The sequence below is a fragment of the Neoaquamicrobium sediminum genome (assembly GCF_040970315.1).
In the GTDB taxonomy this organism is placed as follows: domain Bacteria; phylum Pseudomonadota; class Alphaproteobacteria; order Rhizobiales; family Rhizobiaceae; genus Aerobium; species Aerobium sediminum.
Map to the genome: position 1 here is coordinate 85,870 of NZ_JAZHFV010000004.1, position 24,790 is coordinate 110,659.

General features: G+C 63.5%; 24 protein-coding genes. 10 read left to right on the forward strand and 14 right to left on the reverse strand.

The features are described 5' to 3' along the window. Positions 1-63: 63 nt before the first annotated feature. From ftsH to ruvC, 12 genes are all read right to left on the reverse strand, one after another. Positions 64-2,004, reverse strand: a complete 1,941-nt coding sequence (ftsH, locus tag V1479_RS13535; RefSeq protein WP_368803356.1) for an ATP-dependent zinc metalloprotease FtsH — start codon at positions 2,002-2,004, stop codon at positions 64-66. Between the two features lie 119 nt (positions 2,005-2,123). Beyond that, complete coding sequence (tilS, locus tag V1479_RS13540) at positions 2,124-3,461, reverse strand: tRNA lysidine(34) synthetase TilS (RefSeq protein WP_368803357.1); 1,338 nt, start codon at positions 3,459-3,461, stop codon at positions 2,124-2,126. A gap of 10 nt (positions 3,462-3,471) precedes the next feature. Beyond that, positions 3,472-4,434, reverse strand: coding sequence for a tol-pal system protein YbgF (gene ybgF, locus V1479_RS13545; RefSeq protein ID WP_368803358.1), 963 nt, complete (start codon positions 4,432-4,434; stop codon positions 3,472-3,474). Positions 4,435-4,622: 188 nt separating this feature from the next. Further along, positions 4,623-5,129: a peptidoglycan-associated lipoprotein Pal gene (pal, locus tag V1479_RS13550; RefSeq protein WP_368803359.1), complete on the reverse strand. Its 507-nt coding sequence runs from the start codon at positions 5,127-5,129 to the stop codon at positions 4,623-4,625. A gap of 230 nt (positions 5,130-5,359) precedes the next feature. Then, positions 5,360-6,640, reverse strand: a complete 1,281-nt coding sequence (tolB, locus tag V1479_RS13555) for a Tol-Pal system beta propeller repeat protein TolB (protein ID WP_368803644.1) — start codon at positions 6,638-6,640, stop codon at positions 5,360-5,362. Between the two features lie 94 nt (positions 6,641-6,734). Next, positions 6,735-7,790: a cell envelope integrity protein TolA gene (tolA, locus tag V1479_RS13560; protein ID WP_368803360.1), complete on the reverse strand. Its 1,056-nt coding sequence runs from the start codon at positions 7,788-7,790 to the stop codon at positions 6,735-6,737. A 5-nt stretch (positions 7,791-7,795) separates the two neighbouring features. Continuing rightward, complete coding sequence (gene tolR, locus V1479_RS13565; RefSeq protein ID WP_173194672.1) at positions 7,796-8,251, reverse strand: protein TolR; 456 nt, start codon at positions 8,249-8,251, stop codon at positions 7,796-7,798. A gap of 11 nt (positions 8,252-8,262) precedes the next feature. Continuing rightward, positions 8,263-8,979, reverse strand: coding sequence for a protein TolQ (gene tolQ / locus V1479_RS13570; RefSeq protein WP_368803361.1), 717 nt, complete (start codon positions 8,977-8,979; stop codon positions 8,263-8,265). Between the two features lie 221 nt (positions 8,980-9,200). Beyond that, a complete protein-coding gene (gene ybgC / locus V1479_RS13575; RefSeq protein WP_368803362.1) occupies positions 9,201-9,659 on the reverse strand; it encodes a tol-pal system-associated acyl-CoA thioesterase in 459 nt (152 codons plus the stop codon). Next, positions 9,656-10,693 (reverse strand): Holliday junction branch migration DNA helicase RuvB, encoded by a 1,038-nt coding sequence (ruvB, locus tag V1479_RS13580; protein ID WP_368803363.1) that lies wholly within the window; start codon positions 10,691-10,693, stop codon positions 9,656-9,658. Before ruvB ends, ybgC begins: the two co-directional genes overlap by 4 nt. A gap of 41 nt (positions 10,694-10,734) precedes the next feature. Continuing rightward, entirely contained in the window at positions 10,735-11,355 is a 621-nt protein-coding gene (gene ruvA / locus V1479_RS13585) for a Holliday junction branch migration protein RuvA (protein ID WP_368803364.1), read from the reverse strand. Between the two features lie 21 nt (positions 11,356-11,376). Then, complete coding sequence (gene ruvC / locus V1479_RS13590) at positions 11,377-11,901, reverse strand: crossover junction endodeoxyribonuclease RuvC (protein WP_368803365.1); 525 nt, start codon at positions 11,899-11,901, stop codon at positions 11,377-11,379. A gap of 172 nt (positions 11,902-12,073) precedes the next feature. Here ruvC and V1479_RS13595 point away from each other — a divergent pair, with 172 nt between their 5' ends. Next, positions 12,074-12,850: a TSUP family transporter gene (locus V1479_RS13595; RefSeq protein WP_368803366.1), complete on the forward strand. Its 777-nt coding sequence runs from the start codon at positions 12,074-12,076 to the stop codon at positions 12,848-12,850. Between the two features lie 3 nt (positions 12,851-12,853). Here V1479_RS13595 and rcdA read toward each other — a convergent pair whose 3' ends face one another. Further along, positions 12,854-13,384 (reverse strand): protease adaptor protein RcdA, encoded by a 531-nt coding sequence (rcdA, locus tag V1479_RS13600; RefSeq protein ID WP_368803367.1) that lies wholly within the window; start codon positions 13,382-13,384, stop codon positions 12,854-12,856. A 482-nt stretch (positions 13,385-13,866) separates the two neighbouring features. On the opposite strand from rcdA, the gene V1479_RS13605 reads away from it, so the two are divergent. The 3 genes from V1479_RS13605 to V1479_RS13615 are packed head-to-tail and all read left to right on the forward strand — an operon-like array spanning position 13,867 to position 16,265. Further along, entirely contained in the window at positions 13,867-14,268 is a 402-nt protein-coding gene (locus V1479_RS13605; RefSeq protein ID WP_173194665.1) for a hypothetical protein, read from the forward strand. 16 nt (positions 14,269-14,284) lie between these two features. Next, entirely contained in the window at positions 14,285-15,871 is a 1,587-nt protein-coding gene (locus tag V1479_RS13610; protein WP_368803368.1) for a gamma-glutamyltransferase family protein, read from the forward strand. Between the two features lie 31 nt (positions 15,872-15,902). After that, positions 15,903-16,265 (forward strand): ASCH domain-containing protein, encoded by a 363-nt coding sequence (locus V1479_RS13615; RefSeq protein ID WP_173194663.1) that lies wholly within the window; start codon positions 15,903-15,905, stop codon positions 16,263-16,265. 18 nt (positions 16,266-16,283) lie between these two features. On the opposite strand, the gene phaR is transcribed toward V1479_RS13615, so the two are convergent. Beyond that, positions 16,284-16,883, reverse strand: a complete 600-nt coding sequence (gene phaR / locus V1479_RS13620) for a polyhydroxyalkanoate synthesis repressor PhaR (RefSeq protein ID WP_173194662.1) — start codon at positions 16,881-16,883, stop codon at positions 16,284-16,286. Between the two features lie 165 nt (positions 16,884-17,048). Here phaR and V1479_RS13625 point away from each other — a divergent pair, with 165 nt between their 5' ends. The 6 genes from V1479_RS13625 to V1479_RS13650 all read left to right on the forward strand — a co-directional run bounded on the left by V1479_RS13625 (position 17,049) and on the right by V1479_RS13650 (position 24,743). Next, the gene (locus tag V1479_RS13625) at positions 17,049-18,275 is read left to right on the forward strand and encodes an acetyl-CoA C-acetyltransferase (protein ID WP_368803369.1); all 1,227 of its coding nucleotides are present in this window, start codon (positions 17,049-17,051) and stop codon (positions 18,273-18,275) included. A 123-nt stretch (positions 18,276-18,398) separates the two neighbouring features. After that, positions 18,399-19,124, forward strand: a complete 726-nt coding sequence (gene phbB, locus V1479_RS13630; protein WP_368803370.1) for an acetoacetyl-CoA reductase — start codon at positions 18,399-18,401, stop codon at positions 19,122-19,124. A 712-nt stretch (positions 19,125-19,836) separates the two neighbouring features. After that, positions 19,837-22,947 carry a helicase-related protein gene (locus tag V1479_RS13635; protein ID WP_368803371.1) on the forward strand — a complete coding sequence of 1,037 codons (3,111 nt, stop codon included), beginning with the start codon at positions 19,837-19,839 and terminating at the stop codon, positions 22,945-22,947. Next, on the forward strand, positions 22,948-23,334 hold the full coding sequence (locus V1479_RS13640) for an RNA-binding S4 domain-containing protein (protein ID WP_368803372.1): 387 nt from the start codon (positions 22,948-22,950) through the stop codon (positions 23,332-23,334). Positions 23,335-23,461: 127 nt separating this feature from the next. Next, positions 23,462-23,800, forward strand: a complete 339-nt coding sequence (fdxA, locus tag V1479_RS13645) for a ferredoxin FdxA (protein WP_173194659.1) — start codon at positions 23,462-23,464, stop codon at positions 23,798-23,800. A gap of 370 nt (positions 23,801-24,170) precedes the next feature. Beyond that, positions 24,171-24,743, forward strand: a complete 573-nt coding sequence (locus V1479_RS13650) for a CarD family transcriptional regulator (RefSeq protein ID WP_173194658.1) — start codon at positions 24,171-24,173, stop codon at positions 24,741-24,743. Positions 24,744-24,790: the final 47 nt, after the last annotated feature.

Genomic DNA, 24,790 nt, shown 5'->3' on the forward strand with positions numbered 1-24,790 from the left:
CCGCCTTTCTGAAACTGCGTGACTTGTGCTTCGCGAAGGCTCCTCGCTACGCTCGGAGACTTGTCACCCTTGGGGCTGGGGCTCCATGCCGGCGTCGGGCTCTTCGCCACCCTTTTTCTTGTCGTCCTTGCGGGCACCGGCCTTCGGCACGGTGGAACCACGCGACGGCGGGGTGTCGTCGCCGAGATCGCGCGCGGGCTTCTCGCCCTTGATGATCGCCTTGATCTCGTCGCCCGAAAGCGTCTCGTATTCGAGCAGCCCCTCGGCGATGGCGAGCCACGCGTCGCGATGCTCCTTGAGGATACGATGCGCTTCCTTGTAAGCCTCGTCGATCAGGCGGCGCACTTCCGCGTCGATAAGCTGGGCCGTTTCCTCCGACACGTTCTGCTGGCGCGCGACGGAATGGCCGAGGAAGACCTCTTCCTGATTGTCGCCGTAAGCGACATGGCCGAGCTTGTCGGAGAAGCCCCAGCGCGTGACCATCGCACGTGCGAGCTTGGTCGCCTGGTCGATGTCGGAGGCCGCGCCAGAGGTGATGTTTTCCTTGCCGAACTTGATTTCCTCGGCAACGCGCCCACCCATCATGATGACGAGACGCGAGATCATGTATTTGTAGCTCATGGAGTAGCGATCGCCCTCCGGAAGCTGCATGACCATGCCGAGTGCGCGGCCGCGGGGGATGATGGTCGCCTTGTGCAGCGGATCGGCCGAGGGGACCTGCAGCGCGGTGATGGCGTGGCCTGCCTCGTGATAGGCGGTCAGCTCCTTCTCGGCCTGCGTCATGGCGTTGGAGCGTCGCTCCGCGCCCATCATGATCTTGTCCTTGGCGTCCTCGAACTCCAGCATCGTCACGAGGCGCTTGTTACGGCGCGCGGCCATCAGGGCGGCCTCGTTGACGAGGTTCATCAGATCGGCACCGGAGAAGCCCGGCGTGCCGCGCGCGAGAACCTTGAGGTCGACATTCGGCGCCAGCGGCACGTTGCGCACATGCACCTTGAGGATCTTCTCACGGCCGATGATGTCCGGGTTGGGCACGACCACCTGGCGGTCGAAACGGCCCGGACGCAGAAGTGCGGGATCGAGCACGTCGGGCCGGTTGGTCGCGGCGATGAGGATGATGCCCTCATTGGCCTCGAAGCCGTCCATCTCAACCAGAAGCTGGTTCAGCGTCTGCTCGCGCTCGTCATTGCCGCCGCCGAGCCCGGCGCCGCGATGGCGGCCGACCGCGTCGATTTCGTCGATGAAGATGATGCAGGGCGCATTCTTCTTGGCCTGCTCGAACATGTCGCGGACGCGGCTCGCGCCGACGCCGACGAACATCTCGACGAAGTCCGAACCGGAGATCGTGAAGAACGGCACGTTGGCTTCACCGGCAACGGAACGCGCAAGCAGCGTCTTACCGGTTCCGGGAGGGCCGACGAGCAGCACGCCGCGCGGAATCTTGCCACCAAGTCGCTGGAACTTCTGCGGGTCGCGCAGGAACTCGACGATTTCCTCCAGGTCCTGCTTGGCCTCGTCGACGCCCGCCACATCCTGGAAGGTGACGCGTCCGTGGGCCTCGGTCAAAAGCTTGGCCTTGGACTTGCCGAACCCCATTGCCCGGCCGGAGCCAGACTGCATCTGGCGCATGAAGAATATCCATACGCCGAGTATGAGGATCATGGGCAGCCAGGAAATCAGGTAACCGAAGATCGAATTGGAGCCATCGGTTTCCGGACGCGCGTTGATCGTGACGCCGCGCTGCTCAAGCCGCTCGACCAGCGAGGGATCACCTGGCGAATAGGTCTGGAACCCGCTGTTGGAGTCGCCGTAGGTGCCGGAAATCCGGCTGCCCGAAATAGTCACCGTGTTGACGCGGCCCGATTCAACTTCCTGCAGGAACTCCGAATAGGGAATCTCTCGCGATACGCCACGCTGCTGTGGCGCCTGGAACAGATTGAAAAGTGCGATCAGCAGGACGGCAATGATCGCCCAGAGCGCGAGGTTGCGATAATTCGGATTCATCGTGTTTCCCGTTGGTGTCCGGCCGGGCGAGCCATCACGGACACTGGTCCCATTGAGCAAGTGCTGCGACTAACATAGGCAGCGGCCCCAGCCTTGCCAAGCGCAACTAAGGCATGCGGTTAAGCATCGGCGTCAATGTGGTTCTTCCAAGGCGAGGGGGGCAGGGTGTGGCGAGCAATCACACGGCGGAGTGCCTGTGCTGCGGTGAGATCGAATTCGGGCAGGAAGTGCGCGAAAAGTGCCTCGACGGGCAACGCCGAGATGCCCAGGGCATCGGCATCGCCGCTGTCCGCCACGCCAACCATCCGGTCTCCGCGAAATATGCAGGGTTCGGCGGAAAATGCCGCTCGAACAAGACTTTCCGGTATGTCGGAGCGGCTTGCGGCATCGGCAGTCGGCCCCGCTTGGCGGCAAGCGCTGACCTGCAGTCCCATGGCCTCGTTCTTCACCGCGATACGCCAGCGTCCATCCCATAAAGTCGGTGTCGCAGACAGTTGCGTGACAGGCAGGTTGCGGTTCTCGCGCCTTATCCAGACGCCCGACTTTCGCGCGTCGACCAGCGCGCGCGACAATGCGACGCGCAAGGGGCCGGCTGCGAGGCGGCAGGCGAGAGTGGTCGCACGATCGTGATCGGGCAGGCGAGGCGTGCCTCCGGCAACGGCCAGGAAGATGCGCAGCGCATGGGTCGCCGCGTTGCTGCCGTCGAACATCTCCGGGTCGAGGCGGAAAAGCCCGCGCGCCGGCATGGTCACGAACCGAGCGATCAGCTTCGCGGCCTGTCGGCCAAGCTCGGCCCGCGCCTTTCCTGCCCTTGCGGCCTGATCGGCGAGGGCCCGTACCTCGTTATCTTCGAGAGCGGCGCGAACCCTGACGCGTTCGTAGCGCCGGTTGTCGTTGGTGGGATCGTCGATCCAGTGAATGCCGGCGGCGGCGAGATGGTCTCGCAGCGCCTGCCGGCGGACCTGCAGCAGTGGTCTGACGAGCCAGATGCGCTCGTCATAAAGTGTCGCGCGCGCCATGCCGGCGAGACCTAGCCCTTCGCCGCGTCGTGCACGCATGGCGACTGTCTCGGCCTGGTCGTCCATCGTGTGGGCGATAAAGACCGTATCCGCGCCAACGTTATCGGCAGCCTCTGCCAGCAGGCGGTAGCGCGCCTCGCGGGCAGCGGCGATCAGGCCCGTCCGGGGTTTGTCGCCGGTCCAGACCATCGTCCTGTGCTCGACGCCGATCTTTTGGCACAAGGTCGCCACGGCGTGCGCCTCGGCGGCGGCTTCCGTGCGCATGGCATGATCGACCGTCACGGCAAGTACGCGGACAGCTGGTGCCCGCAGGTCGAGGAAATTCTTGAGAAGAAGGAGGAGGGCGAGGGAATCGCTGCCGCCGGAAACGGCTATGACCAGGCTCTGCCGTTGCGAGAGAGCGAGATCGCCAAAGATGCGATCGAGGTCGAGCGCCATTGGCCGCTCGTCAGCAGGAGGCCAGGGCCTGTTCCTGCTTTATGCGCTCGCGCAGCGCGTCGGTCGTATTCGGATAGCGCTGCAGCACTTCAGTGAACGTGGCGCAGGCGACATCGCGCTGGTTCAGCGCAGCCAGTGAAACGCCGAGCTTGAAAAGCGTGTCGGGCGCCTTGCGTGCCTGCGGATAGTCGCGGCTGGCCGCTAGAAAGATTTCGGCCGCCTCGCGCGGCTTCTGTTGTGCCAGCAGTGCCTCGCCCAGCCAGAAATGCGCGTCCGCTGCGTGCTCGCTGTCCGGATACTGGGCCAGCAGATCGCGGAAACCGGTTTCGGCAGTGCCGTAGTCGCCGGAGAGGATGAACTCGTAGGCGTTGCGGTAAAGCTCGTCATCGCCGCCGCTGCCGCTCGGCAGCGCGGCGACCGTCGTGTCCTGATCGGTCTGTTCCGGCAGACCGGCGCCGGTCGCATTGCCGTTCTCATCGAAGGTGATGGTGCCGAAGGTGCGCGGCGGCGCGCCTGTCACCGTGCTGCCGTCTTCAACGCGCGGCGCAGCAGCGTAAAAGTCATCGTCGCCACTACCCCCGGAGCCGCGGCTGCCAGAGTTTTCGCCGGCCGCGGCGCGATCCTGCCTAGGGGCTGCGCCTCCGGCGTCGGAACGCTTCTGCTCCAGCTCCTGGAAACGAATCTCGTTGTCTTCCTGCATACGGCGGAGCTGGTCCTGCATCTGCAGGATCTGGAAATTCAGTTCTTCCAGAGTGCCGGTGAGCTGGCGCACCTGCTCTTCAAGCTGCGCGACGCGCGGATCCGTCACCTGGGCGTATTGCACAAGCTCGGCGCGGGGCGCGGGTTGTGCTGCACCGGGCAGGCGCAGCGACGGCATCGAAAAGGCGGTCGCGGGCGCTGCAGTCGACGTCGGGACGCTTGCTGCGACGTCGCGCGCCTGTGCGGCCCCCGACAGCATGATCGGCAGCGCCACGATGCCACCGAGGAAGGTTCTCAGGAACATGTCAGGTCTCTTCACCTTTGGCTCTTTCGCTGGGTCTAGTGGTCGATCTTGGCCCTTTTATCAGGACCGCCGAGTTCGGCCAAATTTTGTTTCGGGTAATGCAAAAGAGGCGGCCTTGAAGGCCGCCTCCCGCATTTCTCGACGCATATCGGTCCGGTTCAGCTTCCGGCGCCGTTCAGCACTGTGACGGCGCGACGGTTCTGCGACCAGCAGGAGATGTTGTCGCAAACGGCAACCGGGCGTTCCTTGCCGTAGGAGATGGTGCGGATGCGGTTTGCCGCGACGCCGCGTGCGACAAGGAAGTCGCGGGCTGCTGCCGCGCGGCGCGCACCCAGAGCAAGGTTATATTCGCGGGTTCCGCGTTCGTCGGCATGGCCTTCGACGGTGATCGCGTAGGTGCCGTACTGGTTCAGCCACTGGGCCTGACGGCTCAGGGTCTGCTGGGCGTCCGCGCGGATCAGGGAGGAGTCGGTGTCGAAGAAGATGCGGTCTCCGATATTCACCGTGAAGTCCTGGCTAGACCCCGGGGTCGCGGAGCCGGCGCCGCCGAGGCCGAGATCGCCGGGATTGTTCGGCGTCTGCTTGTTGGCGCAGCCGGCAATCGCCAGCATGGCGATCAGCACAATGGCGGCAGGGTTACGTGTGATGGCTGCGATACGGCGCATGCCGCCTCTCCTTCGCAATTTATTGAATGTGGTGAACGTCTAGTAACCATGTCGCGGTTAACTTGCGCTCAACAAACAGGGTTAACGATGTCCTAATGGCCCGTCCGTGCCATGCCGATTCAGACCGTCGACTCACCAGCATTGTCGCGCACACTAGGCCGAAATGCGGCGGAAACGCGGCGTTTTGACGGGAAGGCGGTTCGACACCGCCTTCCGTTCCACGGCTTCCATTAGTCGAGCAGGGGTGACCATGCCGGGTCTGAGGCGAAGTTCGGCGTCGGTATCGACTGCTCGTTACGACCGGTCAGGTCGATCGAGAAGAGACGGGGTCCACCGCCGCCCGCAGCTTCGCGGAAGAACATGAGAACACGCCCATTCGGGGCCCAGGTCGGCCCTTCCTGAAGGAAGCCGGAGGACAGGATGCGCTCACCGGAGCCGTCGACACGCATGACGCCGATCTGGAACTCGCCGCCCGTCTGCTTTGTGAAGGCGATGAGATCACCGCGCGGCGACCACACCGGCGTCGAGTAGGTTCCGTCGCCGAAGGAGATGCGCTGCGGGTTCGAGCCGTCTGCGCCCATCACGTAGATGTGTGGGCGGCCGCCACGGTCCGAAGTAAAGACGACCCGGTTGCCGTCCGGCGAGTAAGAGGGGGAGGTGTCAATCGAGTTGGAGCTGGTCAGGCGCGTGGTGGTGCGGCTGCGCAGATCCATCGTGTAGATGTTGGAGTTTCCGTCGTCGCGCAGGAGGCTCATGATTACCTTCTGCCCATCTGGCGAAAAGCGCGGGGCGAAGGTCATGCCGGGGAAATTGCCGACAAGTTCGCGCTGTCCCGTCTCGATCTGCAGCAGGTAGACCTGCGGCTGACCGCTTTCGTAGGACATGTAGGTTATTTCCTGCCGGTTCGGCGAGAAGCGCGGGGTCAGAACGATCGATCGTCCGTCAGAGAGCGCACGTTGATTGGCGCCGTCCTGGTCCATGATCGCCAGACGCTTGACGCGCTGGTTCTTGGGGCCGGTTTCCTCGACGAAGACCACGCGCGTGTCAAAATAGCCTTTCTCGCCAGTCAGCCGCTCGTAGATGGCGTCGGCGATGATGTGGGCGACGCGCCGCCAGTTCGTTGGGTTGGCGAAGAACTGCTCGCCGACCAGCTGCTGACCCGCGAAGGTATCCCATAGGCGGAATTCGGCGCGCAGCCTGCCGTCGGCTTCCTTGGTAACGCGCCCGGTGACGATGGCCTGCGCGTTGATGACCTTCCAGTCATCGAAGCGGGGTGCAACATCAGGGTTGGCCACGGTCTCGATGAATGCAGCCTTATCGATCGGGGCGAACAGGCCGGAGCGTTTCAGATCCGCGGTGATGACCGCCGAGATCTCCTGCCCGATGGCGTCCGACGACACGAAATCGGTGATTGCCACCGGCAGAGGCTCGACCACGCCCTGCGTGATGTCGATCTCGAGCACGGCGCGTGCGGGCTGCGAGGCGGCGAGCGCGAGGCCGGCTGCCAGCATTCCGATCTTGAATAGGTTTGTCAGGGATTTCATCATTCGTTTGGCCTCATGGGTCCGATAGGGCTCATGCCGGTTTGATGGCGTTCCATTCAGGTCAGAACATGTCACGTGGGTCGAAGTTCACGACGACTTCCGACCAGGTGTTGTATTTGTCACTGGGAAGCTGGAAGCCGCGCTGGCTGCAGATGCGGATGGCGCGCGTGGTGCTTTCATCGAATTGCCGGTTGCCGCTTGCCTTCTCGATAACCGGGCTCCCCTCAAGGGTGCCCGAGGGGTCGAGACGGAACCGAACCGTGGTCTGCAGGTCAGATGAGCCTTCTGCTCCCACCGGCACGTTCCAGCAACTGCGCAGCTGGGCGATGATCGCATCGCGCTCGGTCTGGGTGAGCTGAGCGCCGGTGGTTTCCCGGCCGCCGAGCGCCGCCTGTTCATTCGAGCGCTGCGCGCCGCCGCCCGACGCGCGATCGCGGTTGAGTAGGGCGGCAACCTGATCCTCGAGGTTCTCGGAGTCGCGGTCGCTGGCGGCGGCCTGCTGACGCTGCTCCCTCTGGCGCTCGGGTTCGCGACGTTCCGGTGTGCGTGCGGCCTGTGCCTGCGGCGGCTGCGGACGCGACTGCGGGGTGGGCGCGCTCGTGGGCAGGCTCACGCTTTCTGTCGCGGGAGCCTCGGCGACCTCGGTTTCCGGTACCGGATCAGGCGCGACTTCCTGCTGCGGGCGAGGCTCGGGAGCAACCTCGGTGGTCGGCACCGGTTCGGGGCGTTCCGGTTCGGCCTGAGGCTCTGGTTCGGGGGCCGGCTCGGGTGCGGGCGTCGGAGGGGTCGGCGCGGGAGGCGGTGCCTCGGCCGTTTCGACGGGCCGCGGCCGCGGGTCGGGTGTCGGCGGCGCGGTCGTGTCGACCGTGTTGTCGCCAACGCGCTGCGCATCCTCGACGACATCGGTCCGTGTGGTTGGCGTGGGCGCGGGACGCTCGGCGGCGGGCGCCTCGCGTTCGCCCTGTACGCTTTGCGCGAACTCGGCCATGGGGACGATGTCGACCGGGAAGGACTCGACGTCGGCAACCTCCATCGGACGCGGCGACGACAGCGTGAAGAGCCCGAAGCCCAGCACGACCGTATGCAGCACCAACGATGTCGTCAGCCCGGCCTTCATGCCTTTCAGCTATCCTGTTCCTGCAGCGTCACGAGGCCCAGGTTGCGGTAACCTGCCGACGAGATGCGCGCCATGACGCGCATGACGGTGCCATAATCGGCATCGCGGTCACCGCGCACGAAAATACGCTCCTCGTAACCCGTCTGAGCGATCGCCTGCAGCTTGGGAACGATCTCGTCGATCGCGATCTCGGTTTCCTGAAGGAATATCTGACCTTCGCGATTGACCGATACGGTGATGGGCTGCGTCTCAGCATTCAGAGCGCGGGCCTGCGTTTCGGGCAGTTCGATTGGCACGCCGACCGTAAGCAGGGGTGCTGCGACCATGAAGATGATGAGCAGCACCAGCATCACGTCCACGAACGGCGTGACGTTGATCTCCGACACGAGCTTATGATGTCGCCCGCGTCGTCTGTGGCCGCGTCCACCGCGTCCGCCGGTCTGGCCGATTGACATTCCCATGGAACCCGCTCCTAAGCCGCCGCCCGCGTGACGACCTTTTCATCGATTTGCCGCGACAGTATGGCCGAGAACTCGTCGGCGAAGCCTTCCATACGCAGCCCGATCTTGCCTGCGTCGGACGACAGTTTGTTGTAGGCGATTGTCGCGGGAATAGCCGCCAGCAGGCCGAGTGCAGTGGCCAGAAGAGCTTCGGCGATACCGGGCGCGACAACGGCGAGGTTGGTGGCCCCGGAACCCGCGATCGCCTGGAATGAGGTCATGATGCCGATGACGGTGCCGAACAGCCCGATGAAGGGTGCGGCGGAACCGACGGAAGCTAGGAAGCCGAGCCGCCCTTCCAGACGCTCCATCTCGCGCGTCAGTGCCAGGTCCATCGCCTTGTCGATGCGGGTCTGGAGGCTGAGCGGCGATTTCACGCCCTTTTCGAAGCTCTTCTTCCATTCACGCATAGCGGCGACGAAGATCGAGCCCATGCCGGTCGTCTTGCGTTCAGAAAGCGACCGGTAGAGATCTTCGAGCGACTGTCCCGACCAGAAAACCTCCTCGAAGCGGCTCAGCGAAGCGCGCATGCGACCGTAGGAGAGCAGCTTGTCGACGATGATGGCCCAGGTCCAGACCGATGCAGCGATAAGGCCGATCATCACCAGCTTGACAACCCAGCCGGCCTGCATGAACAGGGCCCATATGGAGTGGTCGCCGCCGGGCGCGGCAAGAGCCATTTGTTCCATGAATCCTTAGTCCCTAAAGAGTGTCGGGCATTCGCCAGCGGCTGCCCGTGCGCATCATTCCCTATCGACCTCGGTCCGTCGTCGGTCCGAACTCGCCCTCAATGCGCGGTTTCGGCCTTTTCCGGGCCAAATTTGGTGAAACGAAGGCGCGCCGAATTCACGCGATGTTCACCACGATCTTGATGGACCGTTAAGGTTAAGGATCTGTTATGCGGGTCTGCTCAGGAGCGCGGCATGAAGGCGGCTACCCATTCCCTGGGAAATCTGCGCGGCCGGCCGCTCTCGGAGATGATCGCAGCCTCGACTATTGCCTCGACCAGCAGCTCCTCGCCGCGCTTGAGTTGTTGCGCCATTAAGATACGCGCGCCGGACACCTTTTCGGTGCGGGTTTCCACACTCAGGATGTCGTCGATGCGGGCAGGGGCCCGGAAATCGATTTCCATGCGCTTGACCACCCAGACAAGCTTTTCGCCATGCTTGCCGTCGGCGAGCTCGGTATGATGCACGCCGGCAAGGCGCAGGAAATCGGAGCGGCCGCGCTCGAAGAATTCCAGATAGCGGGCATGATAGACGACGCCGGAGAAATCCGTGTCGGCATAATAGACCCGCGCGTCGAGGCGATGCCCGTAATCGGTCAGTTCGCCGGAGAGCCCGACGGGTATTGTTTCGCTAGCGCTCATTCTTCCTGAAACAGGTTTATCTGCTGCTGGGCGATGTTGGCAGGCGCATCCAGCCCCAGATGACGCCATGCATTGGCGGTGAGCACACGACCGCGCGGCGTGCGCTGGATGAAGCCCTGCTGGATCAGATAGGGCTCGATGATGTCCTCGATCGCGTCGCGTGGTTCGGAAAGGCCGGCCGCGATCGTTTCGATGCCGACCGGCCCGCCGCCGAAATTGCGGGCGATCATGCCAAGATAGCGCCTGTCGAGATTGTCGAGGCCGAGCGCGTCGACCTCGAGTCGCGTCAAAGCCGCATCGGCCACCTTGCGGTCGACAACCTCGGCGCCGGCGACGGAGGCGAAATCCCGCACGCGCCGCAACAGGCGACCGGCGATACGCGGGGTGCCACGCGCGCGCCGCGCAATCTCGGTGGCACCATCGTCGTCCATCGCCAACGACAGGATGCGGGCCCCGCGCCGCACGATCAATTCCAGTTCCTCGACTGTATAGAAGTCGAGCCGCACCGGAATGCCGAACCGGTCACGCAGCGGGTTGGTGATGAGCCCCAGGCGGGTGGTGGCGGCGACAAGCGTGAAGCGTGCGAGATCGATCTTCACCGACCGCGCAGCCGGTCCCTCGCCGATGATGAGATCGAGCTGAAAGTCCTCCATTGCAGGATAGAGGATTTCTTCCACTGCCGGGTTGAGACGATGGATTTCGTCGATGAATAGGACGTCGCGGTCCTCGAGATTGGTCAGAAGGGCCGCAAGGTCGCCCGCCTTGGCGATGACGGGGCCAGAGGTCGAGCGAAAATTGACGCCCAGCTCGCGCGCCATGATCTGCGCCAGTGTGGTCTTGCCGAGGCCCGGCGGACCGACGAACAGCACGTGGTCGAGCGCCTCGCCGCGATTCTTGGCGGCTTCGATGAAGACTTTGAGGTTGGCGCGCGCCGCCGCCTGGCCGACGAATTCGTCAAGCGACTGCGGACGTAGCGTCTGCTCGACGTCCTCGCCGCGCTTTTCTGCCGATATGAGACGGGGGGCGGTGTTCATGGCTTTTTCATTTCACGCGGCGCGCTTCGGCACAAGCCTGCTCACCGCGCCAGTTCCTTCAGCCCGAGCCGGATGAGCTTGGCCGCATCCGCATCCTCGCCGGCGGCTTTCATGGCAGCCGCGACGGCGTTTGCAGCCATGTCGCGCGAGTAGCCGAGATTGGTCAGCGCCGAGATCGCGTCGGCAATCGGCGCCGGCGCCACGCCTTCGCCGATCTCCTGCTTGAAGCCGATCGTGCCGGATGCATCGCCTGCGAAGGCGGGCGCCTTCGATTTAAGCTCGGTGACGATGCGCTCGGCTACCTTCTTGCCGACGCCCGGCGCCCTGGCCACCATGGCGATGTCGCGCAGCGCGATCGCGTTGGCGAGTTCCGAAGGCGACAGGGTCGACAGCACCGCCAGCGCGACCTTGGCGCCGACGCCCTGGACATTGTTTTGCAGCAGGCGGAACCACTCCCGCTCTAGCACCGTCGCGAAACCGTAGAGCCGGATCATGTCCTCGCGCACATAGGTCTCGATGAAGAGCACGGCCGCCTCGCCCCTGCCGGGCAGCGCCGCCAGCGTACGAGCCGGGCAATAAGCAACATAGCCGACGCCGTGAACGTCGATAATGCAGTGATCCTCGTCGATCTCGTCGACCGTTCCCTTGAGCTTGCCGATCATCCCCGCCACCCGCTCGTTGTTTTAACCGGCCGCCGCAAGTGCGGCCGCCGCCAGCCGCCCCGTCACGCTCTGGCGATGGTGAACATGGCAGATGGCGATGGCGAGCGCATCCGCCGCATCGTCGCTGTCGAAGGACGCTCGCGGCATCAGCACGCGCACCATCATATGAATCTGCTTCTTGTCGCCATGGCCGACGCCGATCACCGCCTTCTTGACGGCGTTGGGTGCATATTCCGAAACCTGCAGGCCGGCCAGCGCCGGCACCAGCATCGCGACGCCGCGCGCCTGGCCGAGCTTCAGCGTCGCGGTCGCGTCCTTGTTGACGAATGTCTGCTCGACGGCCGCCTCGTGCGGCATCTGCCCGTGCACGATTGCAGACAGACCGTCGTGGATCTGACGCAGGCGAGATGCGAGGTCGTCCTTGTCGTTCGAGCGCACCGTGCCGGCCGCGACAAAGCGCAGCGTGTTGCCCTGTGCCTCCACCACACCCCAGCCGGTGCGGCGCAGGCCGGGGTCGATGCCGATGACGCGAATCGTGTCGTTCATGATGTCACCCTAGTCCGATCATCGGGCAATGCCATGGAAAAGTGAACAAACCGGCAACAAATGGCAGGGCTGTGTGCTGGACCAGCGTTGCGGTTCCCCCCTTGTACTGTCTCTATGCGGTCTCGGGCTGTATCGCCTTGCCGCAACTTCCGATCGCATACAGCCGGACAAGATGAACCTTCCGCCGCTCGACCTTTCAATGATGACCCTGCTGGCAGTCGTGCTCGTTGCCGGCGTTGCCAAGGGACTGTCCGGCTTCGGCACCGGCATGATCGTGGCTCCGGTGGCGGGTGCCTTGTATGGGCCGAAGGCGGCCCTGGTCATTATCGTCATCATCGACTCGCTGCCATCCGTGCCTGTCACGGTGCCGGCGCTGCGTATCGCGCGCTGGCAGGAAGTGCTGCCGGTCACGCTTGGACTGTTCCTTCTGTTCCCGGCGGGCATCTGGCTGCTGACACATGGCGACGAGACGGTGCTGCGCTGGATGATCTGTGGCGCAATCCTATGCTGTGTCTTCGTGTTGTGGACGGGCTGGCGCTATAAGGGCCCGCGCAACCGGCTCACTTCGCTGGGCGTTGGCGGTGTGGCGGGCGTGCTCTCCGGCGTGGCGTCGATACCCGGCCCGCCCGTCATCGCCTACTGGATGGCGAGCGGGATCCCGGCCACCATCATCAGGGCCAACCTGCTGTCGCTGTTCCTGCTCGGGGAGTTCGTCTCGATCGGCAATCTCTGGTTTGCCGGGCTGTTCCAGCGAGACATCGTCACGCTGGGGCTGCTGGCTGCGCCTGCCTATTTCGTCGGCATTCTTGCCGGCTGGGCGATGTTTTCCCGAGGCGGCGAGTGGCTCTACCGGATGGTGACCTTCGCGCTCGTCGTCATGGCGGCGCTGCTGGCGCTGCCCGCCTTCGATAGCGTTTTCGATGCAATTGCCCGCCAACTGGCCGGATAGCGACTACCCGCGGGCAAAAGCCGTGTGCAGCAGATTGATCTGGTCAGACACCGGGTTGCCGCGCTGCGGGGCCACGTAGCGCTGGCTCGCCGACTCGCCGTAGATCTCGTCGTCCATACGACGCACCAGCGCCTGAAGACGCAGCGAATGATCGACGATCGTGCGGAAAGTGTCCGGCAATTCGGTCCAGCCAGCCGTGTCGGTCGGTGCTGAGGTCGTGTCGAGCCGTACCTTGGCCTTCTCGGCGGCCACCTGGTCGCGGGTCATCTCACCGGAGTTCGCAGCGCGCTGGAGCAGCAGCCACGAGGCAATCTGCATCAGCCGTGTCGTCAGCCGCATCGACTCTGCAGCGTATAGTGTCGCGCCGACGCGCGTCAGCGTCTTTGCGGCCGCTCGGCCTTCACCGTCGAGATATTCGGCAGCCCGTTCAACCAGCGTCATGCCTTCGTTGTAGAGGGGCTTGAAGGAATTGGAAAAGACGCGCCTCTCGGCGAGCTTGATCGTGTTGGTTTCCCCGTGACCCTGCTCTTGCATGACCTGCACCCCGCGAATTTACTGACGCTGCATTCCCTCGTCCGGCGGTCCCGGCTCTCGGTCGCCGGTGCCTAAACGATATCGACCGGACTTTGATCCCTCGGCCTTCCGAAGGCAAGCACGTGTTTAACGAAAGGTTAACGCGGTCGAGATGGCGGAAATAAGGGAACCGGGCATAAAAAAAGAGCCGCAAAGGCGGCTCTCAGGAGTTAACAGGGAGGCGTCAAACGGAGTGGCCCAGCCACTCGGTAAGAATCCAGATCACTGGATGCACACAGTAATGCCATGTAAAGCTTAATCGAAGCTTAACAGGATGGTTAATTTTGATCGAAACTGTATCGATCCGGAACAGATCAACGCTGCGGCACGCCTCATCATAAGTGTCTGGAAGCGGGTGATTCGTGGTCTCTCGCCTGAAGCAGATGCTTGACCGCGCAGCGGTTTTTCGCGCTACAAAGTAACCCACGTGTCCGGAGCCCGCCATGTTCGCCCATATCCCGCTGATGATCGTTCCCTTCGTCGTCTTTAACCTCGGCCTTGCGGGGCTGTTCGGCGACCTCGGCGACCCGTGGCAGGCGGAGATGTTCTCGCTGACCATGCTCTCGGGCGGCATATGGGCCATGAGCATCGCCGATATGATCGTGCTGCTTGCGCTGGCGCTGCTGTTCGTCGAGATCGTCAAGGCGACCCGTACGTCGAACGCTTCCGTGGTCGACCACCTGCTTTCAACCTTCGTTTTCGTGGCGTTCCTTGTCGAATTCCTGCTTGTGCGGCAGGCGGCCAGCTCGCTGTTCTTCATCCTGATGGCGATTACGTTGGTCGACGTTCTGGCAGGGTTCGCAGTGTCGCTCCGTGCGGCCTCGCGCGACGTGAATTTCCGCTAACAGGCCGGAGCTGAGCATGCGCGATTTCGACCAACCCGGACGGTCACCCGTCATCGCGGAAAACGGCATGGCGGCCACGTCGCACCCGCTGGCTACGGCAACAGCGCTTGCCGTGCTGAAGGATGGCGGCAATGCGGTCGATGCCGCGATCGCTGCTTCCGCAACACTATGCGTTGTCGAGCCGCATATGACCGGCATCGGCGGTGATTGCTTCGTCATTCTCGCCGAGCCCGACGGAACCGTTCATGGGCTCAACGGTTCGGGCCGCGCGCCAGCCGCCTCCGATCCGGCCTGGTATCGCGACAATGGTTTTGCCTCGATGCCGCAAACAGGCGTTCATGCAGTGACGGCGCCGGGCGCGATGGACGCCTGGTCTCGCCTGAGTACGCGCTTCGGCACGATGGGGTTCGACCGGCTATTCGCCGATGCGATCCACTACGCCGAGGAGGGCTTTGCGGTTCATGCGCGGGTTGCTCGCGACTGGGCGCTGCATGTCCCGGCGCTGCGTGGCGATCGCGGCGCGGCGATCCACTGTCTACGTGACGGGGATGCACCGGCGGCCGGCACGCGGTTTCGCTTTCCGGCGCTTGGCGCGACTTTGCGGGCCATCGCCAAGGACGGTGCAAGGGCATTCTACGAAGGCGAGATCGCGGCCGAGATGGCAGCGACCGTTCGCGGGCAGGGCGGCTTTCTCAGCGAAGAGGACCTTGCCGCGGTCGCTGCTGACTGGGTGGCGCCGCTCTCCGTTTCCTACGGCGGGTATGACGTGCTCGAAATTCCGCCCAGCGGGCAGGGCGTGACGGCGCTTATCCTGCTGCGGCTGATGGAGGCGCACGGTATCGGCAAGCTCCCCACGGGCAGTGCGGAGCGCTATCACATGGAGATCGAGGCGGCACGGCTCGCTTATTCCGTGCGCGATCATCTTGTTTCCGACCCCGCCACGATGACGCGGACACCGGAGGAGCTGCTTTCCGACAGTTTTATACATTCGCTTGGCGCGCAATTGAGCGCGGAGCGACGCAATCCGTCCGTTGTCCTGCCGGAAATGGCGCGGTCGGATACGGTCTATCTGACGGTGGCCGATCGCGACCGGCGCGCCGTCTCTTTCATCAATTCGGTCTATAGCGCCTTCGGCTCCAAAGTGGTCACGCCGCGTTCCGGGATCGCGCTTCAAAACCGGGGCGGCTGTTTTACGCTCGAAGAGGGACACCCAAACGAGCTCGGTGGCGGGAAGCGACCGATGCACACGATCATTCCCGCGATGGCTATGAAGAACGGGCGTGCTGCAGTCTCTTTCGGTGTGATGGGCGGCGACTACCAGCCTATGGGGCACGCCCACGTCTTTTCCAACCTGGTCGACCGCGGCATGGACGCTCAGGAAGCGCTCGATCACCCTCGGCTGTTCTGGGGCGATGACGGTATTCTCGACGCGGAAGGCGGGATTCCGGCGCAGATCCGCAGCGATCTGGTTGCGCGGGGACATCAGGTGCGCGACGCCGGCGCACCGCATGGCGGTGGGCAGATGATCGTTATCGACGACGAGAACGGGTTCCTCGTCGGCGGGTCCGATCCGCGCAAGGATGGTTGCGCTCTCGGCTGGTAATGCTGCCTGACATCTATTTCTGGAGATACCGATGCAGACCCTGAAGGTCGTCGCCCGACTGTTCCCCCTGGTGGAAAGCGGCGAAAAGACTTCCACCATCCGCTGGCGCGAGCATCGCATCGAGCCAGGCCTGATGACCTATGTCTGCGAAGGCGATGATTGCAGGTCTGCCGTCGTGCGGGTCACGAAATGCACGGACATGCCGCTCAGCGAAGCGGCTACCTTCCTCGGGCGGCAGGAGGAATGGCCCGACGCCGTGATGCTCGAAGGCATGCGCGAGCACTATCCTGAGATCGAGCTGACGAGCATCGTGCAGGTCGTCGAGCACCTGTCGCCGGCGGAAACAAGCGCGCTGCGCGAGGCGAGTGATCAAGACAAACCAACAGGCGCCTGATCAGCGACCGGGCAGAGCCTATCCACGCCCCATCTGGTCGAGTTTGCGCTGCATGGCCGCGATCTGATCCTTCAGGTCCTGAAGGTCGTCAGGCTTGTCGCCGGTAGCGTCTTCCTCAGTCGTGTCCTGCGTCGTTTGCGGAGGAAATGGCGTGAACATGCGCATGGCGTTCTGGAAGAGCTCGACGTTGCGGCGCGTCTGTTCCTCGATCGCCTTCATCGGGGTCGTGATCTTCATCATCTCCATCGGCGACTTGCCGATGGCGTCCTTCATCTGCTCGCGAAAGCGTTCCTGCTCCTTGGCGAACGCCATCATCGACTGCTCGAGGAAGCTTGGCACGACCATCTGCATCTGGTCGCCGTAGAAGGCTATGAGCTGGCGCAGGAACGGGATCGGCAGCATGTTCTGCCCGTCCTTGTTCTCCAGCTCGAAGATGATCTGGGTGAGTACCGGATGAGTGATATCCTCGCCGCTCTTGGCGTCCTGGACGGTGAATTCCTCGCCCTTCTTCACCATTTCCGCCAGATCTTCCAGCGTCACATAGGTGCTGGTGCCCGTGTTGTAGAGGCGGCGGTTGGCGTATTTTTTTATCACCACCGGATCGTCTTTTGCGGGCATTCATGACCTCCCGGAATGCGGCTACACAGACGTCGTACAAGGCCCATCTGCGACCCTGACCGGCAGGATATGCGCAAATGACCGGCAAATGAAAGCGCTTTGTGCAGTGCAAGACCGCCGGCCTCACATTCCGGTTTGACTCGTGCCCGTGATCGGGCAAGAAACATGAGTAGAGGCCAACATGCCAACGAGTTCGAGGAAACCGCCATGCCCGCTCCCGCCATCGTCATCGCCAGTGCCGCGCGCACGCCCGTCGGCTCCTTCAACGGCGCATTTGCAGCAACCCCGGCGCACGAGCTTGGCGCCGTGGCAATCCGCGAGGCGCTTGCGCGTGCCGGCGTCGATGCGGCAGAAGTGGACGAGGTCATTCTTGGTCAAGTGCTGACCGCGGGCCAGGGGCAGAACCCAGCGCGCCAGGCCGCGATCGCCGCCGGCGTTCCGAAGGAAGCGTCCGCCTGGGGGCTGAACCAGGTCTGTGGCTCGGGCCTTCGCACAATCGCCATCGGCATGCAGCAGATCGCCAGCGGGGATGCAGGCATCATCGTGGCCGGCGGGCAGGAATCGATGTCGCTATCCACCCATTGCGCGCATCTGCGCGCGGGCGTGAAGATGGGCGATTACTCGATGATCGACACGATGATCCGCGACGGGCTGTGGGACGCCTTCAACGGCTATCATATGGGCAACACGGCCGAGAACGTCGCCCGGCAGTGGCAGCTCACCCGCGACGAGCAGGACGCATTCGCGGTCGCCTCGCAGAACAAGGCGGAGGCCGCGCAGAAGGCCGGGCGTTTCAAGGACGAGATCGTTCCGGTAACGATCAAGACGCGCAAGGGGGAGGTCGTGGTCGGCGACGACGAATATATCCGCCACGGCGCGACCCTGGAAGCCATGCAGAAATTGCGGCCCGCCTTCGACAAGGACGGCACGGTAACCGCCGGTAACGCGTCCGGCATCAACGACGGCGCCGCCGCGGTCGTCCTGATGACGGAGGACGAGGCTCAACGTCGTGGCATCACGCCGCTCGCGCGCGTCGTTTCCTGGGCGACGGCAGGCGTCGATCCGAAAATCATGGGCACCGGCCCGATCCCGGCATCGCGCAAGGCGCTTGAGAAGGCGGGCTGGAAGGTCGAGGACCTCGATCTGGTCGAAGCCAACGAGGCCTTTGCCGCGCAGGCCTGTGCGGTCAACAAGGACATGGGCTGGAACCCGGACATCGTGAACGTGAACGGCGGCGCGATCGCCATCGGTCACCCGATCGGGGCATCTGGCGCGCGCATCTTCAACACGCTGGTCTACGAGATGAAGCGGCGCGGCGCGAAGAAGGGCCTGGCAACGCTCTGCATCGGCGGCGGCATGGGTGTCGCGATGTGCGTTGAAGCGATGAACTGAGCGAATAGGTCGGTAAGGCAATAAGGCGAGTAAGGCCGTAGGGGGAAAGAGCGACCAGAAGCGCCATCCCCTACTGCCTTGGTCCCCTATTTCCTTACTCGCTAAATTGGGAGGAGGAACCACATGACCAGGACGGCAATTGTCACCGGCGGCTCGCGCGGCATCGGCGCGGCCATATCGGCAGGGTTGAAGCAGGCAGGCTACAAGGTGGCCGCGAACTATGCCGGCAACGACGAAGCGGCTGCGAAGTTCAAGGAAGAGACAGGTATTCCGGTCTATAAATGGTCGGTCGCCGACTACGACGCCTGCGTCGAGGGGATCAAGCAGGTCGAGGCTGATCTCGGCCCCGTCGACATTCTGGTCAACAATGCCGGCATCACCCGCGACGGCATGTTTCACAAGATGACGCCCCAGCAGTGGAGGGAGGTCATCGACACCAATCTCAACGGCGTCTTCAACATGACGCATCCGCTGTGGTCAGGCATGCGCGACCGCAAGTTCGGCCGTGTCATCACGATCTCGTCGATTAACGGCCAGAAGGGCCAGGCGGGGCAGGCGAACTATTCGGCGGCCAAGGCCGGCGATCTCGGTTTCACCAAGGCGCTGGCGCAGGAAGGCGCGCGCGCCGGGATAACGGTGAACGCGATCTGCCCCGGCTATATCGCAACCGAAATGGTCAAGGCGATCGACGAGAAAGTGCTCAACGAGCGCATCATCCCGCAGATTCCGGTCGGCCGGCTGGGCGAGCCGGAGGAGATTGCACGGATCGTCGCCTTCCTGGCCTCGGATGACGCAGGCTTCATCACCGGCTCGACCATTTCAGCCAATGGCGGACAATTCTTCGTCTGAGCCACGTTTCTGCTTATGGAAAGGAGCGGCCCCCAACGGGGCCGTCTCTTTTTGGGCGAAGCTGCTGACCCGACGCATGCAACAACCCAGCTGCGAGTGCGCAAGAACAGACTGGTTCCGAGCGTAAGTGGTTAACGCCTGACTGCTGCTACTGTGGAAATGCAGTGCACAGCCTGTGGAATTGCGGTGGAAAAGCGGTGCATGACACAACATCTTGCGGTGAACAAAACAGGAAAATGCATAAGTCAGTGATTCGTCGCCGGTTCGTTCCGTGTTTGGCCGGAACGTTAACGGACAATGCGCCGACGCAGCCACAGGGTTAACAGTGCCTAAAAAATTCACTAACGAATTCTGAAGCTTGCGGCGCTGTTGACGATGCTAGAGCGCCAATTCAGCAGCTGCTGCCGCAAAAAGTTAACGGGTATGGTCCCGCTAGGGAAAATGGTTCGTGCGCAGATTCCGCATGTGGTGACTAATGTGTGGCATACCTCTATATGTTGCGGTGATCAAAGCGGGAACATGCGAAAGTCAGTGATTCGTAGCCGATTCGTTCCAGACTCGTTCCAACCGTTAAAAACGCTGGTTGCCGCGTTGGCTTGGCGAGCCTTACGACCTATCTAGAAGGCGCGTCGGCATCTTCCGTTGGACCGTGCAGACATGCTAACGGAAGCGTCCACCGCTTTGCGGCGCGGCAAGAGGCCGACCTCGTACGATGAACATCCAGACCAGAACAGACGCGCCGCTCGTCCTTTCCGGACGGGATGTCACCGCCGTGCTCGGCCCGACCAACACCGGCAAGACCCATCTGGCCATCGAGCGGATGGTCGCGCATGAGAGCGGGGTCATCGGGCTGCCGTTGCGGCTGCTTGCGCGCGAGGTCTATGCGCGCGTGTGCGAGAAGGTAGGGGCCGAGAAGGTCGCGCTGATCACCGGCGAAGAGAAGATCGTGCCGCCCGGCGCGCGCTATTCGGTGTGCACGGTCGAGGCGATGCCGCGCGAGACGGACGCCGCTTTCGTGGCTATCGACGAGGTGCAGCTGGCGGCTGACCTTGAGCGCGGGCACATCTTTACCGATCGCATCCTGCATCTGCGCGGCCGGCAGGAGACGCTGCTGCTGGGCTCAGCCACCATGCGCGGCATTCTGGAGAAGCTGCTGCGGGGCGTGTCTGTCGTCACACGGCCGCGTATGTCGCATCTCGCCTACGCAGGGCAGAAGAAGCTGACGCGGTTGCCGCGCCGTAGCGCCATCGTCGCCTTTTCGGCTGACGAAGTTTACGGCATCGCCGAACTGATCCGCCGTCAACGCGGCGCCGCCGCGGTTGTGCTCGGTGCGCTCAGCCCTCGCACCCGCAATGCGCAGGTCGAACTCTACCAGTCGGGCGACGTCGACTATCTGGTCGCGACGGATGCCATCGGCATGGGCCTCAACCTGGATGTGGACCACGTCGCGTTTGCGCAGAACCGCAAGTTCGACGGTTATCAGTACCGCGATCTCAGCGCGGCGGAACTTGGCCAGATTGCCGGCCGCGCCGGTCGCCACCTTCGTGACGGCACTTTCGGCGTCACGGGGCAGGTGGCCCCCCTGGACGACGAGCTGGTTGAGCGCATCGAATCGCACAGTTTCGAGTCGGTAAAGGTGCTGCAATGGCGTACGGCATCCTTCGACTTCTCGAGCATCGACAGCCTCAAGCGTTCGATCGAACGCATCCCGCAGGTGGAGGGCCTGACGCGGGCGCTTCCGGCGGTCGACGCACGCGCGCTCGATCATCTGTCGCAGGACGAGGATGTGCGCCGGCTTGCCACGGACGCCCGTCGCGTCGAGCTGCTGTGGGAAGCGTGTGCTCTGCCGGACTATCGTCGCATTGCGCCCGCGCAGCACGCAGACATCATCGGCAGCATCTATCTGGACCTAGCCCGCAAGGGACATGTCGATGAAAATTACATGGCTGAACAGGTGCACCGCGCCGACACGACCGATGGCGACATCGACACGCTGTCGCATCGGATTGCGCAGATCCGCACCTGGACCTTCGTCTCCCATCGGCCCGGCTGGCTGGCCGATCCGGCACACTGGCAGGAAAAAACGCGCGAGATAGAGGACAAGCTGTCCGATGCGCTCCACGAAAGATTGACGAAACGGTTCGTAGACCGCAGGACTTCCGTCCTCATGAGGCGCCTGAGAGAAAACGCAATGCTTGAAGCAGAAATAAACCCGTCGGGTGACGTCGTCGTTGAAGGACATCACGTCGGCGCGTTGCAAGGGTTCCGGTTCTCGGCCGATCAGGCGGCCGATGGCGAGGATGCCAAGGCGGTCAAGGCAGCCGCGCAGAAGGCGCTGGCGCAGGAGTTCGACACGCGGGCCGAGCGCTTTGCCGTTGCCAGCAATGGCGATTTCGCGCTCGCATCCGACGGACTGCTGCGCTGGATCGGAGCGCCGGTGGCGACGCTGACGGCGGGAGAAGACCCGCTGATCCCGCGCGTGATCCTGCTGGCCGACGAGCAACTCACGGGTCCAGCCCGCGACAAGGTCGCGGCACGAGCCGAGCGTTTCGTGCGCTACCAGATCGAGATGCTGCTCAAGCCGCTTTTCGATCTCCGGAATGCCGAACAGCTCACCGGCATCGCGCGCGGTATCGCTTTCCGGCTGACGGAGAATTTCGGACTGCTCAACCGGCGCGATGTCGCGGACGACGTCAAGGCGCTCGACCAGGAGGCACGCGCGGCGCTGCGGCGGCTGGGTGTGCGTTTCGGCGCGTTCCATATCTTCGTACCGGCGCTGTTGAAGCCCGGTCCGGCTGGTCTGGTCACGCTGCTCTGGTCGCTGGGCAATGACGGCAAGGACAAGCCCGGCTTCGGCGACGTGGTCAATGCGCTCGCATCCGGCCGCACCTCGCTCGTTGTGGAGCCTTCCTACGAGCCGACATTCTACCAATTGGCGGGCTACCGCACGCTTGGACGACGTGCGGTGCGTGTGGATATTCTGGAGCGTCTGGCCGATCTGATCCGTCCCGCGCTTGCTTGGCGGGCAGGCACCGGACCCCGCCCCGAAGGCGCTTTCGATGGCGCAGCCTTCACCGTCACCCCGGCGATGATGTCGATCCTGGGCGCGACCGCCGACGACATGGAAGAAATCCTCAAGGGCCTTGGCTACCGCGCAGAGGCGAAGCCGGCAGCCGAGGTCCAGGCGAGGCTCGATGCCTTCGACACTGCGGAGCGTGAGCGCGTCGCGGCGGCGCAGGCGGCTGCCGATGCAGCCAAGCAGGTAGCTGTCGAAACGCCGGCCGAAGCGCCTGCGGACGAACCCGCCACGGAACCCGTGGCCGCTGGTGAGGCCGAGGGCGAGCCCGCCACCAGTGAGGCGCCCATCGAGCCTGCCGCGCCCAGGGAATCCACTACGGAAGCGACGCCGGCGGCAACCGCCGAAGATCAGCCCGCCGAAGCGGTTTCGAACGCATCTGCCCCCGTACCCGCGGAGGATGAGGCCGTGGTCGAGGAACCGAAGCCGATCCTTCTGTGGCGGCCGGTTCGTCACGATGGCCGCCAGCGCCATGGACGTGGGCGAGGCGCGCCCAATCACGGCCCCAATCAGGGCAAGGGCGAACAGCGGCGTGAGGGTGGCGAGCGTCAGGGTCGTGGCGGCGACGGGCGCGATCGTGAGCGGGAGCGCGGCAAGAAATTCAAGGGCAAGGGTGACGGCCGGCGCGACGAGCGCCGCGGCAATGACCGTCCCGGCGGCAAACCGCGCGAAGAGCGGCCGGCGAGGATCGATCCGGATTCGCCCTTCGCCAAGCTCGCCGCACTGCGTGAGCAGCTCAAGAAGTAAATGTCGGGCGAGGGTCGCCAGCGCATCGACAAGTGGCTGTTCTTCGCACGCGTCGTCAAATCGCGATCGCTTGCGGCGAAGGTCGTCCAGTCCGGCCGGGTACGGCTAAACCGCGACAAGATCGACCTGCCGTCCCAGCAGGTCAAACCCGGCGACGTGCTCACGATCACGCTCGAACGCCGGGTGATCGTCTACCGCGTGCTCGAGCCGGGCACGCGGCGCGGCCCTGCCGAGGAAGCGCGTACGCTCTACGAAGACCTGACACCGCCGCCCGCGGGCGGCGGTGAGGCCGTGCCTGACGCGATCGCGCCGGTTCGCCCGCAGGGCAGCGGCCGACCGACGAAGAAAGATCGTCGCCGCATGGACGCGCTGCGGGACGACGAGTGAATTCGGCCGTGGTGGAATTTCATTTCCCAAGCAGTCGATTGCGCGCATACGCCACCCTTGCGCGGTTGCCGCAAAGGCGTTACCTCACCGCCGATCGTACAAGAATGCTGCCGGCCGGAGCCGTTTCATGACTTATGTCGTCACCGACAACTGCATCAAGTGCAAGTATATGGATTGCATCGAGGTGTGCCCGGTCGACTGTTTCTACGAAGGCGACAACATGCTCGTCATTCACCCGGACGAGTGCATCGACTGTGGCGTTTGCGAGCCTGAATGCCCTGCAGATGCCATCAAGCCGGACACCGAACCGGGCCTTGAAAAGTGGCTCGAGATCAACACCGAATATGCCTCCAAATGGCCCAACATCACGGCCAAGAAGGACGCGCCGGCCGACGCGAAAGAGTTCGACGGCGTCGAGGGCAAGTTCGAAAAATACTTCTCGCCGGAGCCTGGCGAGGGGGACTGATCGAGCGGGAATTGACGTAACGTCACAATCGTCCTGCCGTTACCGTATCGCGCTACTTGCCGTGGCGGGGTTGTTCGCGCATGCGGCAAATTGTTGATTCTTTCGACTTTTTATGTTACAAACAATCAACATGCCGATGACAGACGTCGATTTATGGCGCAAGCGCTCTAATCATTGAAAGGCTGAAGCGTTTCCGGAACAGTCAAGCTGGGCCGGGCAGGTGTTTTGACACCGGGTCCGGGCCAAGGGCTTCTTTCGGAATGCTTCGCTCGTCTTGTCTCTGGCAGTTGGCTGGCCGGCTCATCGGCCATGGTCTGGGCACGAATCTTCCGGTTCGCGCCTCAAGGACATAAAAAGGAGTACAGGGCGTATGGCAACCCAGCAGAAGAAATCCGCGACAAGACAGGGCTTCAAGACCGGCGAGTATATCGTCTACCCGGCGCATGGCGTCGGACAGATCGTCACGATCGAGGAGCAGGAAGTCGCGGGCCACAAGCTGGAACTTTTCGTCATCGACTTCCAGAAGGACAAGATGCGTCTTAAGGTGCCGGTCGCCAAGGCGACGTCCATCGGCATGCGCAAGTTGTCTGAAACCGACTATGTCGATCGCGCGCTCAAGGTCGTGCAGGGCCGCGCACGCGTGAAGCGCACCATGTGGTCGCGCCGTGCGCAGGAATATGACGCAAAGATCAATTCCGGCGACCTGATCTCGATCTCGGAAGTGGTGCGCGACCTCTATCGCGCCGAAAACCAGCCCGAGCAGTCCTACTCGGAGCGCCAGCTCTACGAGGCGGCGCTGGACCGCATGGCGCGCGAGATCGCGGCCGTGAACAAGATGTCTGACACCGAGGCGGTGCGTCTCATCGAGACCAACCTCAACAAGGGTCCGCGTCGCGGCGCCAAGGCCGACAACGAGGAAACCGAGCAGGAAGAAGCGGCATAAGACGCATTTCCGCAGGTTTGACCTGACAGAACCCGGCTGCTTCGGCA

Bases quoted from the DNA above. Each gene is read 5' to 3' on its own strand.
- ftsH (WP_368803356.1), bottom strand. From the start codon at position 2,004: ATGAATCCGAATTATCGCAACCTCGCGCTCTGGGCGATCATTGCCGTC.
- tilS (WP_368803357.1), bottom strand. From the start codon at position 3,461: ATGGCGCTCGACCTCGATCGCATCTTTGGCGATCTCGCTCTCTCGCAA.
- pal (WP_368803359.1), bottom strand. From the start codon at position 5,129: ATGCGCCGTATCGCAGCCATCACACGTAACCCTGCCGCCATTGTGCTG.
- tolB (WP_368803644.1), bottom strand. From the start codon at position 6,640: ATGCTGGCAGCCGGCCTCGCGCTCGCCGCCTCGCAGCCCGCACGCGCC.
- tolA (WP_368803360.1), bottom strand. From the start codon at position 7,790: ATGAAGGCCGGGCTGACGACATCGTTGGTGCTGCATACGGTCGTGCTG.
- tolR (WP_173194672.1), bottom strand. From the start codon at position 8,251: ATGGGAATGTCAATCGGCCAGACCGGCGGACGCGGTGGACGCGGCCAC.
- tolQ (WP_368803361.1), bottom strand. From the start codon at position 8,979: ATGGAACAAATGGCTCTTGCCGCGCCCGGCGGCGACCACTCCATATGG.
- ybgC (WP_368803362.1), bottom strand. From the start codon at position 9,659: ATGAGCGCTAGCGAAACAATACCCGTCGGGCTCTCCGGCGAACTGACC.
- ruvB (WP_368803363.1), bottom strand. From the start codon at position 10,693: ATGAACACCGCCCCCCGTCTCATATCGGCAGAAAAGCGCGGCGAGGAC.
- ruvA (WP_368803364.1), bottom strand. From the start codon at position 11,355: ATGATCGGCAAGCTCAAGGGAACGGTCGACGAGATCGACGAGGATCAC.
- ruvC (WP_368803365.1), bottom strand. From the start codon at position 11,901: ATGAACGACACGATTCGCGTCATCGGCATCGACCCCGGCCTGCGCCGC.
- V1479_RS13595 (WP_368803366.1), top strand. From the start codon at position 12,074: ATGAACCTTCCGCCGCTCGACCTTTCAATGATGACCCTGCTGGCAGTC.
- rcdA (WP_368803367.1), bottom strand. From the start codon at position 13,384: ATGCAAGAGCAGGGTCACGGGGAAACCAACACGATCAAGCTCGCCGAG.
- V1479_RS13605 (WP_173194665.1), top strand. From the start codon at position 13,867: ATGTTCGCCCATATCCCGCTGATGATCGTTCCCTTCGTCGTCTTTAAC.
- V1479_RS13610 (WP_368803368.1), top strand. From the start codon at position 14,285: ATGCGCGATTTCGACCAACCCGGACGGTCACCCGTCATCGCGGAAAAC.
- V1479_RS13615 (WP_173194663.1), top strand. From the start codon at position 15,903: ATGCAGACCCTGAAGGTCGTCGCCCGACTGTTCCCCCTGGTGGAAAGC.
- phaR (WP_173194662.1), bottom strand. From the start codon at position 16,883: ATGCCCGCAAAAGACGATCCGGTGGTGATAAAAAAATACGCCAACCGC.
- V1479_RS13625 (WP_368803369.1), top strand. From the start codon at position 17,049: ATGAGTAGAGGCCAACATGCCAACGAGTTCGAGGAAACCGCCATGCCC.
- phbB (WP_368803370.1), top strand. From the start codon at position 18,399: ATGACCAGGACGGCAATTGTCACCGGCGGCTCGCGCGGCATCGGCGCG.
- V1479_RS13635 (WP_368803371.1), top strand. From the start codon at position 19,837: ATGAACATCCAGACCAGAACAGACGCGCCGCTCGTCCTTTCCGGACGG.
- V1479_RS13640 (WP_368803372.1), top strand. From the start codon at position 22,948: ATGTCGGGCGAGGGTCGCCAGCGCATCGACAAGTGGCTGTTCTTCGCA.
- fdxA (WP_173194659.1), top strand. From the start codon at position 23,462: ATGACTTATGTCGTCACCGACAACTGCATCAAGTGCAAGTATATGGAT.
- V1479_RS13650 (WP_173194658.1), top strand. From the start codon at position 24,171: ATGGCAACCCAGCAGAAGAAATCCGCGACAAGACAGGGCTTCAAGACC.